This is a genomic window from Marinobacter oulmenensis (assembly GCF_014201735.1).
Taxonomy (GTDB): Bacteria; Pseudomonadota; Gammaproteobacteria; order Pseudomonadales; family Oleiphilaceae; genus Marinobacter; species Marinobacter oulmenensis.
Genome location: NZ_JACHFE010000002.1, coordinates 258448 through 271067 on the forward strand (window position 1 = coordinate 258448; position 12620 = coordinate 271067).

Annotated in this window: 12 protein-coding genes, 1 tRNA gene and 1 other RNA gene; 3 read left to right on the plus strand and 11 right to left on the minus strand. The window is 57.9% G+C overall.

Annotated elements, in window-relative coordinates; all coding sequences use genetic code 11:
- Positions 1-105 precede the first annotated feature (105 nt).
- The 3 genes from HNR38_RS04415 to HNR38_RS04425 all read left to right on the plus strand — a co-directional run bounded on the left by HNR38_RS04415 (position 106) and on the right by HNR38_RS04425 (position 2222).
- Positions 106-196 (plus strand) — tRNA-Ser (locus tag HNR38_RS04415).
- 28 nt (positions 197-224) lie between these two features.
- A non-coding RNA gene (locus HNR38_RS04420) (RtT sRNA) lies at positions 225-366 on the plus strand.
- 227 nt (positions 367-593) lie between these two features.
- Entirely contained in the window at positions 594-2222 is a 1629-nt protein-coding gene (locus tag HNR38_RS04425; protein ID WP_183700184.1) for a methyl-accepting chemotaxis protein, read from the plus strand.
- Between the two features lie 11 nt (positions 2223-2233).
- On the opposite strand, the gene HNR38_RS04430 is transcribed toward HNR38_RS04425, so the two are convergent.
- From HNR38_RS04430 to HNR38_RS04480, 11 genes are all read right to left on the minus strand, one after another.
- On the minus strand, positions 2234-2674 hold the full coding sequence (locus HNR38_RS04430) for a response regulator (RefSeq protein ID WP_183700186.1): 441 nt from the start codon (positions 2672-2674) through the stop codon (positions 2234-2236).
- A 9-nt stretch (positions 2675-2683) separates the two neighbouring features.
- A complete protein-coding gene (locus tag HNR38_RS04435; RefSeq protein WP_183700188.1) occupies positions 2684-3979 on the minus strand; it encodes a sensor histidine kinase in 1296 nt (431 codons plus the stop codon).
- Entirely contained in the window at positions 3976-6279 is a 2304-nt protein-coding gene (locus HNR38_RS04440) for a PAS domain-containing protein (RefSeq protein WP_183700190.1), read from the minus strand. Before HNR38_RS04440 ends, HNR38_RS04435 begins: the two co-directional genes overlap by 4 nt.
- A gap of 36 nt (positions 6280-6315) precedes the next feature.
- Complete coding sequence (locus tag HNR38_RS04445; protein WP_183700192.1) at positions 6316-6930, minus strand: phosphate/phosphite/phosphonate ABC transporter substrate-binding protein; 615 nt, start codon at positions 6928-6930, stop codon at positions 6316-6318.
- Positions 6927-8279 (minus strand): GGDEF domain-containing response regulator, encoded by a 1353-nt coding sequence (locus HNR38_RS04450; protein ID WP_183700194.1) that lies wholly within the window; start codon positions 8277-8279, stop codon positions 6927-6929. Before HNR38_RS04450 ends, HNR38_RS04445 begins: the two co-directional genes overlap by 4 nt.
- 186 nt (positions 8280-8465) lie before the next feature.
- On the minus strand, positions 8466-9413 hold the full coding sequence (locus HNR38_RS04455; protein WP_183700873.1) for an AEC family transporter: 948 nt from the start codon (positions 9411-9413) through the stop codon (positions 8466-8468).
- Positions 9413-9691, minus strand: coding sequence for an acylphosphatase (locus HNR38_RS04460; protein ID WP_183700196.1), 279 nt, complete (start codon positions 9689-9691; stop codon positions 9413-9415). The genes HNR38_RS04455 and HNR38_RS04460 overlap by 1 nt, the downstream gene beginning before the upstream one ends.
- 87 nt (positions 9692-9778) lie before the next feature.
- Entirely contained in the window at positions 9779-10801 is a 1023-nt protein-coding gene (locus tag HNR38_RS04465) for a c-type cytochrome (protein ID WP_183700198.1), read from the minus strand.
- Between the two features lie 14 nt (positions 10802-10815).
- Positions 10816-11460 carry a c-type cytochrome gene (locus tag HNR38_RS04470; protein ID WP_183700200.1) on the minus strand — a complete coding sequence of 215 codons (645 nt, stop codon included), beginning with the start codon at positions 11458-11460 and terminating at the stop codon, positions 10816-10818.
- 108 nt (positions 11461-11568) lie between these two features.
- Entirely contained in the window at positions 11569-11892 is a 324-nt protein-coding gene (locus tag HNR38_RS04475; RefSeq protein ID WP_183700203.1) for a branched-chain amino acid transporter permease, read from the minus strand.
- Entirely contained in the window at positions 11882-12589 is a 708-nt protein-coding gene (locus HNR38_RS04480; protein WP_183700205.1) for an AzlC family ABC transporter permease, read from the minus strand. Before HNR38_RS04480 ends, HNR38_RS04475 begins: the two co-directional genes overlap by 11 nt.
- Between the last annotated feature and the right edge of the window lie 31 nt (positions 12590-12620).

Genomic DNA, 12620 nt, shown 5'->3' on the forward strand with positions numbered 1-12620 from the left:
TTTTTTTCAAAGAATTCTGGCTGTGGAGTTGCCAAATGCCGATAAAGACATTACAGTATGCGACCTCAAATGAGCGGTAACATCGCTGATTTGAAACAGTTTATTGGAGAGGTGGCCGAGTGGCTGAAGGCGCACGCCTGGAAAGTGTGTATACGTTAATAGCGTATCGAGGGTTCGAATCCCTCCCTCTCCGCCAATACGAAACCCCGGCAACGCCGGGGTTTTTTATTGGCTGATTGGCAGGGTAGAAAGAACCCTCGCGGGTTCGACCGAAGCCTGCGCCGCAGGCTGAGGAACGCCGGAGCAGAGCGACGGCGGCCCGAAGGGTGAGGGCCGAAGGCCCGAATAATCCCTCCCTCTCCGCCAATACGAAACCCCGGCAACGCCGGGGTTTTTTATTGGGTGATCGTCAGGGTGGCAACAGGCCTATCGATTCAATCTATTTTGGGCCATTAACACTGCATTCAGATCAAGTCTGTTAACCTGTTCTCATCTCGGTTTTGATCCGGCGCATTTCCATCCTTTTTTCCTGTGCTAAGCTTGCCCCAAAAGCTAAATGTAACGATAACAATTACATATCATAGGACACTTTCATGCTGATGCAAAACATCAAGGTTAGGGTAAAACTTGGCCTCCTGGTAGGCATGGCGGCTCTGATGATGGTTGCCATTACCTCTTATGCCCTTCTGGATATGCGCCAGTCCCTGACGGACGAACGCACTGCCCAGTTAGACGCTCTGCTGGATACCAAAATCGATCTGCTGGAAACACTGAACGGCCGGGTGCGTGCGGGGGAGCTCACGATGGATGAAGCCCGGGCGGAAGCGAAAACCTTGCTGGAGTCGATGACCTTTGGTAATGACGACTATTTTTTCGTCCTCAACTCAGCCTCAATTCTGGCGGCCCATGGCGGGGACCCTGAGCAGGTGGGCAGGAATCTTCGGGATTTCCAGACCGAAGACGGCCAGTTCCTGTTCCGTGATATGGCGGCTCTGCTGGATAGCAAGCGCGCCCGCGGTGAGTTCAGCTACCTGTGGCCCAAAGCCGGCAGCGACAAACCCCAGCCAAAACTCACTGTCGCCAAGCCCTTCGAGCCCTGGGGCTGGGTTGTGGGAACCGGGGTCTACATGGACGACCTCAATAGTGCATTCATGGAGGATGTCATCGGCATGGCGATGGTCTTGCTGGCGGCCCTGTTGGTCCTGACGGCGTTGTCGCTGTTTGTAGGGCGCAGCATTATCCGGCCGCTGGATACGATCCGTGGCGTTATGGTTCAGGTAGCTGACGGTAATCTCAAGGTCCGGACCCAGCTTGAGGGGAAAGATGAGTTGGCTGCTGTGGGCAGCCGGATTGATGAGACCCTGTCGGTTTTCCATGATCTGGTGCAGCAGATTGGCCGTTCCGCTTCCGAAGTCTCTGACAGTGCCCGCGATCTGGCTCGCAGTGCGGACGAAACCAGCAAAACGCTGGATGAGCAGGCTCAGGAAGCCGAACAGTTGTCCACGGCCATGAACGAGATGGCTGCGAGCGTCCAGGAGGTGGCCCGGAGTGCCGGGGAGACGTCCTCCGCGATCGACAATGCGGACCACGAGGCTGACGAAGGTAATCATGACGTTGAGGAAACTGTCGAGCGTATTCAGGCTCTGGCTCGTGAAGTCAAGGAGGCCTCAGAGGTTATTGAGGCGCTGGAGGGTGATACCGAGCAGATCAGCCAGGTTCTCAGTGAAATCCAGGCGATTTCCGAGCAGACCAACCTGCTGGCACTGAACGCTGCCATTGAAGCCGCCAGGGCCGGTGAGTCTGGACGGGGATTTGCCGTTGTTGCCGACGAAGTCCGGCAACTGGCGCAACGAACCCAGGGTTCAACGGAAGAGATCCGTAACATGAATGAGCGGCTGCAGAGTGCTGCACGCAAGGCGGTTCAGGTTATGGAACGCTCCCGGGACCGGGCGGATGAAAGCGTTGATTCCGCCCACCATGCGGGGCAGGAACTCGAACGAATCGTCGGCCAGATGGCCCGCATCAAGGACATGGGCATTCAGGTCGCTGCGGCTGCTGAAGAGCAGAGTCAGGTGTCCGAGGAAATGAGTGCCAATCTGGTACGGATTACGCAGGGTTCGGAAAATACCGTGGCAGCGGCCAACACGGTTGCCAGCAGCGGTGATCAATTGCAGTCATTGTCTGCGGAGCTGCAGAAACAGATCAACCGTTTCACGGTTTGACCGGATGTGCGTCAAGGGGCTGGAATCTGGCCGGCCCCGGATTCGGACCAGTAATCCAGGAGCGACTGGATCGACTGGGCGAACTCACCGATATCCATGGGTTTGACGACAAAACCGGAAGCTCCGAGGTCGTAGGACTCGACAATGTCCGCTTCCGCCTCCGAGGTGGTCAGGATGACCACCGGGATCTGGCGGAGCGTGTACAGCTTCCGGAAGTGGTCTAGAAACGCCTTGCCGCCCATCCGCGGCATATTCAGGTCCAGAAGGATCAGGTCCGGTGTGGGCATGTCGGAGTAGCAACCTTGGCGTTGCACAAAGGCGAGGGCCTCCACGCCGTCCCCGACATCGTAAATGCTGAGGGAAACGCTGCAGGCATTTAGTGCCATCCGTGTAAGGTAGACGTCGGCGGGCTCATCTTCTACCACTAACACCACAAATGGTTTGTTTGTCATCGTTGCTGTCTACCTGGCCGCTGGGAGGTCAAAAATGATGGCCGTACCGCCGTCCATGCCATCCTCTATGCGTATGTGTCCGCCGACGGGGCGTAGTGCCTTGGCCACCAGGGCCAGGCCCATGCCAGTGCCTTCAGACGCAGTCGGAACCAGCCTGGTGAACAGTTCCAGAGCCTGAAGTCGGTACTCCGGCGCAATGCCGGAGCCATTATCCGCGATTCGGAGTTCAATTCGGTCATGCCGGGAACCGGCAGTTATCCTCACCACAAGTGGTCGATCTGCGTGCCGGTAGACCCAGGCATTGTGAAGTAATATCCGGAAAATCAATACCAGGCGGCGATGGTCGAAGTAGACCGCTGGCAAGGGCGCCGGCGTTTCCAGTCGGGCCTGCTGACGCATGTCGGCGAGGGTGTTGGTCTGTTCATAGGCCTGCTCAAGCACGGATCCGGTGTCCAGGACTGTCATCACCGGCCTGGCCCGGTCCAGCCCCAGATAACGCTGGACATCGCTGACAAGCTCGCTTAGCCGTCGGGCCTGCTCCTGGATGAAACCAACCACCACAGCCTGATCCTGTAGCCGGTCCGGCGCCGCGTCCCATCGGACAAGCTGTTGTGAAAGGCTGACCAGGCGGCGGCTCGGTTCCTGAAAATGATGGGCCATTACGTCGCCAAGCCGTTCCAGTTCACCGTTCCGGAAGGATAACTCCCCCAGCAGCTCATCGTTCTTGCGGTAGGCTCTTCGCAGACGCAGGATGACAACGATGAGAACGGCGATGATGACGGTCTGGGTGAGGGCGCCGGCCACTGCCAGCCAGAACTGGAGAGTCTTAGCCTGCTGCAGTTGCTCGGTTTGCAGATCGACCTGCTCTTCGACCCGGGCGATATAGTGTCGCTCAGCAGCCGGATCAAAATCACTGGTATCGTAAACGGCAGAAATGAGCGTGTCCTGTCCACGGTATTCGAACGGCTCACTGTAGACACCCATAACACGGACCTGGCCATCGGCGAGCCGGTGCCTGAAGAACAGGTGATTACGTTCCAGTGTGGCCGCCCGGTGCATTTCCTGTTCGACCTGATCCGGAGTGAGCATATTGATCTGGTTGATATTCATTCCCGCAACTTCCGAAAAGCCATAGAAAGCGCGGGCGGCAGGATTGGCCCGAAGAATTTGGCCATCTTCGACAGCGATGATCATCATCGGCATCGAGTGTTTGCTGAAAAACGTTTCAAAGGCCAGGTCTGCGTGGGTATTTGCCGACAGGGTCAGGAACAGTACAGCCAGAATGTGGATAGCAGACTGTTTCATAAGCTGTCATCCTCTGCGGGCGGGGTGGCTGGAAGGGTGAAAATGAAGCAGCAGCCGCGATCGTCGCCTGGGGACTCGACCCGTATCTTTCCTCCGTGGCGTTCCACGATCTTTCTGCAAATAGCCAGTCCCACACCATGGCCTTCATAGTCGGAGCGGGTGTGCAGGCGCTGGAATATATGAAACAGCCGGTCTGCCTGCTCAGGCGCAATACCGATGCCGTTGTCACAGACCCGGATTTCCCGGTATTTTTCATCGGGTGTGGCTCGCGCCAATATTTCGATAACCGGCTTACAATTGGGGCGCCGGTATTTTTTGGCGTTGTGTATCAGGTTCTGGAGCAGTCGGGTCATTTCATCAGGACTTGCCATCACTTCCGGCCAATCACCGGAAACCCGGATATCGGCCCCTGAAGCTTCAATGTCCGGATTGAGGAAATGAAGGGCCTCATCCAGCGCGTTCTTTAGTGGCATCCACTGCATCGGCTGGCCTTTTCGGCCTACACGGGAATAGGCCAGCAGTGACAGCAGCATGCCATCAATTCGCTGGGCACCGTCGATCAGGTAGTGCAGCATAGTGGCCCCATCTTTATCCAGCGTGCCGCCGAGGTGGCGCTCGAGCAACTGGGCGTAACTGGTGACCATGCGCAGGGGCTGGCGCAGGTCGTGGGAGGTGGCGTAGGCAAAATGCTCCAGCTCCCGGTTCGACTGTTCCAGGGACTCCCGATACTGATCCAGTTGCTCCTGAATGGCGTGCTCTTCGGTGACATCGTGCAGATAGCCGTGCCAGATGGTGCTACCGTCAGCAAGACGTTCGGGCGAGGCAATGCCAGAGACCCACAACAGGTGGCCATCCGGGTGGTTGATCCGGTAGGTTGCCCGCCAGGTGGTGAGGTTTTCCAGGGAATCCTGGATAGTCTTCACCACGGCTCCGAAGTCCCGCTGATCAATAACCTTGAATACCGGGCTGGCGTCATTTTTCACCTGTTCCGGGTGCACGCCGTAAATGGAATAAATACCCTGGCTCGCGTAGGGGAAGCTCGTTCTTCCATCCGGCTGCTGGCAATACTGATAAAGTGCGCCTGGAAGCAGCGCCGCGTGTTTGCGCAACTGACTGACCAGTTCGTTGACGCGGGTTTCGGCCTCCTTGCGTTGGGTGATGTCAGAATGGGTGCCGGCCATAAGCAGAGGTTCGCCCGACTCGCTACGGGAAACCACGCGGCCGCGGTCACGGACCCAGACCCAGTGGCCACTCTTGTGCCGCAGGCGTATCTCGACGTCGTAGCTTTCAAGTTCGCCTCGGAAATGGCTGTCGAGTACCGACTTTGAGTGCTCCAGGTCCTCCGGATGACACAGGGTTCGCCAGGTGTCGATGGTGGTTGGCTGGAGCTCTTCGAGCAGGTAACCGACCATGTCTGCCCAGCGGTCGTTAAGACGTGTTTCCCCGGTCTGTACATTCCATTCCCAGGTGCCGGCAGCCGTGCCCCACAGTATGTTTTGCAGCGTATTGCGCTCATCTTCGAGGGCCTGGTGGTCCAGAGTCTGTTGGGTGACGTCTTCAATGGCTGCCAGATAGAGCGGCTGTTCGGTCAGGGTATCGACAAATCGGTCGCCGCTCAGTCTGAGCAGGGTGACCTGTGTGAGCAGGGTCCTGCCCGTGACGCTCCGATGCTCCCAGAAAAACTTTCGCGGGGTCTCGCCAGTCGAAGCCAGTAGCCGGGCGGCCTTGGTCGTCGAAGTTTCACCATCGGGCTGGTGTAAGGGCGACAGCGCAAACAGGTCCGTCCCAACCAGATCCTTGGGCTCCCCGAATCCAAACAGTGAGGTCGCGGTATGGTTGGCTTCTGAAATGACCGGCAGCCCTCCGGCGCTGACCTGGAGCAGGAGCTTTGCGCTGGGGGAGAAGCAGAAGAGGGCGTTAAAATGGTGAAAAAGACGATTTTTCTTTAGATAAAGAATCAGCAGTGTGGCAATGGTCGCAAACAGCGCAAGGGTAAGCACCACGATTAGCCATAGATAGGGCCCGAAACGGTCGTGGATCTGTTGCCACAGGGAGTCATCATCGAATGGTGGCAGATTGAGCGCTCGGGCAGCTGCCTCAACGCTCAGGTAGTTCTGCGGTGGCGCAAAGCGCACCGGGCTTTCCTGGCTGTGCAGGGGGCTGTCCTGACTCAGGAGCGCATTGCTGACGCGCCGAATTTGCTCCATAGGGACGTGGGACATGGCAGCCAGGGCCCATTCCGGATAACGGTCTGTGGAATGGGCGAGAGGATAGAAAATGTTCGCTCGGGCCCGCAGCACCCTGAGCTCTCCTGGCGAGGTAAGGCCGGACCCCATTCAATCCTCAAGCATGCCTGTTCGTACAAACCCTGCCTTAACCCTGCCATCAAGTAACGCCCGCATGACAGCATCATGAGAGCCGAGAGCTGCATAGCGCGCGAATTGCTTCGGGTCGAACCCCTGCTGCCGGATTTCATAAGCCTGGGCAAGGTATCCGTTCAGGCACCGTTTACCCGGAATGCCGATCAGGCTTCCTTTTAACTGGTCCAGAGTCTTCAGGTTGCTATCGGCTCGGGTCAGGATCACGCCGGCTGTGGTGCTCAGCGTGTAGCGGCCCTGAGTTTTCTGCAGTGTTGCCAAAGGGCCACTGACCTGGAAGGATCGGCGGATCACCATAAAATGCAAAGGGTTGGTCAGTACGAAGTCGATTTTCGAGGAAGCAAGGGCGCTGTCAAGCTCCTGGGTATCCAGGACCAGCAGCCGGACATCCGACTCCGGCAGCGCGTTCTGTATAACCTGTGCGACCGGCTCGAACTGCTGGCGTACCTGGGCTTGGTCGCGGTAGGCATAAACGCCCAGGGTCGTGGTCTGGGCCTGGCAGGGGACGACAGCAGACAGCAACGCGAATGCCAGGGCCAACCGAACAAATAAACCCGGCAAGCTTTTGATCAAAGGGCATTCTCCGATTCCGGAAAGGATGGATCGGGTTGCCCGGGGACTTGTGTGTCCGAATAGATCACGACTCTGTTTCGGCCCATATGCTTGGCCTGGTAAAGGGCCTGATCAGCCAGCACGAGGGCCTCATCCGGGCGTTCGTCATCCCGATGGAGGCCAGCTGCGCCAATGCTGGTGGTGATATGGATACCGGCATTACCGGTTCGGGTCTCCAGCCCTTCAATGGCCGAGCGCAGTTTTTCAGCAACCCGGGCGACACCGTCTCTATCGGTCTCCGGCAACAGGACGGCGAATTCCTCTCCGCTCAGACGACCGAAGACGTCGTTCTCTCTGAGCTGTCGGTCGATGCAGTCAGCAAACGCCTTTAGGACCACATCCCCTACGGCGTGACCATAGCTGTCATTTACCCGCTTGAAATGGTCGATATCCAGCATCAGGAGGCCGACCGGATAATCCGGCCTGCGCATGACCCGACCGTACTCCCGGTCCATTTCCTGAATGAAACTGCGGCGATTAAGAAGCCCGGTCAGCTCATCGTGCATGGCCAGGTCCCGCAGCCGGGTCTCCATGGCTTTGCGGGCGGTAATATCCTGCTGAATGCCAACCAGCCGTTCCGGCTCGTCGCCATCCCAACTGACCACATGGCCTGAAATGAAATGCCAGGGCCAATGTCCATCCTTATGCTGAAGACGGAACTCGCACTGAAAGCGTGGACTTTCCCCCGCGAGATAAGCCTGCAGCGCCCCATGAAAGCCGGGGGCGTCGTCCTCGTGAATGCGCTTGATCAATGGTTCTGAATCCGGCTCCAGTTCTGAATCTCCCCGGGTGAAGCCAAGGGTGGCCAACAGCAGATCGCTCTTGTCACACTCACCGGATTTCAGGTTCCAGTCCCACACTCCCAGGTTGCCGCCTTCAATCGCTGCCGTCATCAGTTCTTCCGAGCGCTGCAGCCGACACTCCATCTGGTGCCTTTCAATGGCGTAGCGCATGGCCCGGATCAGGGCATCTCCCTCCAGACCACTTTTAACCAGATAGTCCTGGGCTCCGGCTTCAAGAACCTTCAGGGAAAAGTCCATATTGTCATGGCCGGTCAGGACCACAATTGGGGTGTCAGGAACGAGGGATTTGCAACGGGTAACGGTGTCGATGCCGGTGGAATCAGGGAGATTGAGGTCGAGAAGAACAATGTCGGCGGCGGCGTTGGTCTGTCGCTGATGCGCCGAGAGCTCCGCCAGGCTCTGAACCCACTCAAGGTTGTGGTCATAACCGCTGAACCTGAGGCTGTATTGAATCAGGCTGGCGTCGCCCGGCTCATCCTCAACCAGGGTGATATTCAGTGTCTTCACGGTGCGCGATTCCTCGGGGTTTTAAGCCCGTACTTCCCGGAACTTGCTGTATCCACGCAGATCTCCGGCAGCCTGAATGGTTGGCATCCATAAGGCCAGCAAGGCATTAACACAATGTAACCAAATATAACATTCGGTTATCCGGAAAGGTAGAGGGCATCATATGGATGGTGAAGTAAGTCACGGTTAGGCAGCACCGGTCGACTGGAGCACAAATACACCGGCGGTCACAGTGATACTCGCCAGCAGAGTTGTCAGGGCCACAATGTTGGCCGCCAGCCGGTGGTTACCACCGAGGGCTTTGACCATGACAAAGCTGGCGGCGGCTGTCGGGCTGGCAAAAAACAGGAACATCAGTCCCAGTTCCCGTCCCTCAAAACCGGCGATCCATGCTCCGAGTGTGCAAATGACCGGCAGAATCACCATTTTCCAGGCAGAGGCGCCAAGCGCCGTGGCGCTATCGTTGCGAATGCTCTTCAGGGAGATGGTCGCACCTATGCAGAGCAGGGCCAGAGGCATGGTCAGAGAGGCAAAGTAATCGCCGGTGGTCGTCAGCCAGTCAGGTAGCGAAATCTCAAACGCGGCAAATGGAATGGCGATCATTACAGAGATTATCAGTGGGTTACGTACTATATCTCGAGCAGTGCCTGGAAGGTTCATGGAGCGGCCGGGATGGTAGGCCAGCAGCACCACCACTGAGAGAGTGTTGTAGCTGATGATCACAAGTCCCAGCAGTAGCCCGCCAGCGGATAGCCCGTAATCGCCGTAAAGGCTGGCAGCGAGGGCCAGGCCGACGATGCCGCAGTTGCCCCGGAAAGCCCCCTGGACATAGACGCCCCGGTCTTCAGGGGTCACTCTTGGCAGGGCCCAGAGCCAGGCCAGGGCAAAGCTGGCGAGGGTGGCAGCCAGATAATATCCGAGCATGTGGGGATTAAAGGTGGTGTCCAGCTCCGCGCGGGTAATGCTGAGGAACACCAGGGTTGGCAGTGTCGCCTTGAACACCAGTGCTGAGGCTGTGCTGACGAATGCCTGGTCAATCCAGCCAACTCGCCTCAGACCGATGCCGAGAAAGACCATGGCGAAGACGGGCAGGGTGGTTTCCAGGGTTTTAAGGAAAGTGTCCAGAAGTGAAATCAATGACGCGCCCCGAAGTCCGTGAATTCTCCGGTGGCGGTATGGTTCCGGGCATCAATCTCAGTGACGTCGGCGCGCTCCGGGCCTTGATGACACCAGTCTTTGAGGGCCTGCAGAGCCTCCGTCGTGCCTTCGGCAATGATTTCCACACGACCGTCGGGCAGGTTGCGAACATAACCGGTCAGGCCCAGTTCGCGGGCTTTGTGTTCAGTCGAAGCACGGTAGTACACCCCCTGTACCTTGCCGGATACCAGAAGGTGCCAGCGTTGGTGGGTCATGGACGTCTCCTTGACAGCTGTTGAATTCGGCATCATCAAAAAGGCCTCCGTGAAGGAGGCCTTGCGGGTGCATTATAACGCGGAAAGCTATTTGAAGCTGCGGGGCTGGATGTTGTCCGGCTTCAGAAAAGGCTTGCTGCCGGTATTATCGTGGTCCCCGAGCAACCTGCCATCACTGTCCCGCACCTTGCCGTACATGGAATGCTTGTGAAAGTTGCTGTGTTTCTCGGCAGTGGCTTTCACATCGCCGGTGTAGCGTGGATCCTGAGGGCGCTCCTGGCTGACCATGAAGTAGGCAATGTCCCAGGCCTCCTGGTCAGACAGGGACCGCGGCTGGCCCAGAGGCATGTTGTTCTTGATAAAGCCCGCAGCGGTGAAGATCCGGACCATGCCGGCGCCCCAGTTGTTGGAGCCATCGCCCCACAGTGCCGGATAGGCGGTCTGGTCATCCACCCGCATCCCGGAACCGTCCTCCTGGTGGCATACCGCACAGTTCTCGGCGTAGAGTTCCTTGCCCCGGCTGTAACTCAGCTCTTCCGGCCGCTCAGGCGCAGGGAACCCCCGGCCGTAAATGGCTTGTTTGGGATACATTTCGACGCCCGTGGCCAGCCAGGAGTGATAGGCGGACAGTGCGATCATATTGTCACTGCCATAGGCTGGCGGCTTTCCGTTCATCGAATAGGCAAAACAACCGGCAATACGCTCCTCCAGACTGTTGACGTGACCGTTCTTGCCCCGGTAATCGGGCAGGGTGACCGCCGCCGGCCAGATTGGCGCGCTGAAAGGCATGCGCCCTTCGCCCAGGTGGCAGCTGGAGCAGTTCATGTTGTTGAACACGTTTTCGCCGCGCAGTTGCTGGGTATTGGTAAACAGGTCGTAGCCCCGCCGGATGACCCGTTTCAGCTCCGGGTGAATATCGGCGTCCTCGAGGTCCTCCATGGTGGGGGGGATATGAACCAGTTGATTCTCTTTCGGTGCGGGAAACCCCATGTCGGTCAATGTCTTGATGTAGTCCTGAGCGGCGGCGTCGTTCGGCTGGGCGTGGGCCGGAATACAGGCCCAGGTGAGAAGGGCGCCCGACAGTGCGGTCTGTAAAAGTGTGCGAATCATGTCAGTCAGCTCCCTTATTCAGCCTCAGGTGTCCGGGTTGCCAGCCATGCGGCAACGGCTTCGATATCCTCATCGGTCATGCGTTTGGCGATGGCACCCATGAGATTCTGCGGGTCATTGGAGCGGGTGCCCGCCTGCCAGGCTTTGAGCTGGGCTTTTATATAGCCTGCATGCTGACCGGCGATGCCCGGGAAGGTGTCACCGGCGCCCCGGCTACCCGGACCATGGCAGCTTTTGCAGGAAACGATGTACCGGGACCAATCCCCTCGTTCTGCAATCTGCTGACCCCGGTCCAGCACGGCCTGTGGGGTTTCTTCGCCGCCTTGTCCCTGGGTGGGCTCCAGTTGGGCATAGTAGGCGGCCACGTCGGCAATCTGTTGATCACCCAGCGTGTTGGCGAATGGCATCATCGATGGGTTCTGACGGGAGCCTTCCTTGAAACTGTGAAGCTGTTTGGCGATGTAGGTGGCGTTCAGTCCGGCAAGCCTGGGCCAGGATTCACCGCCTTCGACATGCTTGCCGCCCCCATCCGACTGGTGGCAGGCAACACACATGGCGGCCGTTTCGGCCCCTTTCTCAGGATTCCCTGATGCCGCTTGCACGTCACCGACAGCAGCGGACAGCCCGAGCAGGGCCACTGCGGGTATGAAATTTTTCACGGTCTGTTCCTCTCTTTAGCGCATTTTTGTGTTTTGTAATAACGTTATTCCCGCGCAATGGGAAAGGGTATTGTCACTTGACCGTGATCAATTAATCAAATCTTAGAGTCACATCTGCTGGAATGCCATGTAGGTTGCTGTACCGACAGCAATGGACAGAAGGGCGTTTCGTCGCCACAGATGAATGCACACCACAAGGAGGCCCGATACCATCGCGTCGGCTCCCGGCAGAGGCATCTGCCAGTCTGCGGACCGTTGCAGGAAGACGGTGGCCAGCAAGGCCATGACAGCGGCCGGCAGAAAACGCCCCAAATGAATGACCAACGGGTGATCGGTGTGTCGCTGGAAGAACAGAAAAGGCACCACCCGTGTGGCAAAGGTTGCCAGTGCGGATACTGCGATGAATGCGGCCAGATAGTGGCTATCCGTCATTGGATGAGGCCTCCGGTTTGGTCCTGGAGCGATGCCAGAGGTAGTGGATCAGCAGTACAGCCGTCACGACCGCAATGGCTGCGATCAACTGATGGGGCTGGGGAACAGCGAGTATCGCCAGGCCGGCTGCTGCGGCTCCCGCCCAGAGGGGGAAACTGTCACCCAGAGACTTGTACTGCTCGATGGTCAGGACAATAAACAGGGCCACCAGGGCAAACTCGATACCCGCGCTGTTGAAGGCGACCATTCGTCCCAGCAGGGCGCCGGCGGTACAGCCAATCAACCAGTAGAGCTGGTTGAATGCCGTGATCCTGAAGTCCACATGCTGTTCATGAACCCGGTCTCTGCCCCTGGGCCGACTGGTGAGCAGAGAGTAGGTCTCATCGGTCAGGCCAAAGATAAGGTAAGCCTTGCGCCAGCCTGCTCCCCGGAATTGCCCGAGAAGTGATAGTCCATAGAACAGGTGCCGGGCATTCAGCACAAACATGGCGACCGCCACCTCCAGCAGTCCGGCGTTAGCTGCTAGCAGACTGACCGCCAGAATCTGTCCGGCACCGGCATAGATCACCAGCCCCATGAACGGAGCTATCCACCAGGCGTGGTCCAGTTGCGTGGTGAACAGCACGCCAAAAGCCGTACCAAGCGGCAGATAGCCAAAGAGAATAGGCAGTGTCAGACGAAATGCGGTGTTATTCATTAGCTTTCAAACGGTGGCCGGGGCCGGAATG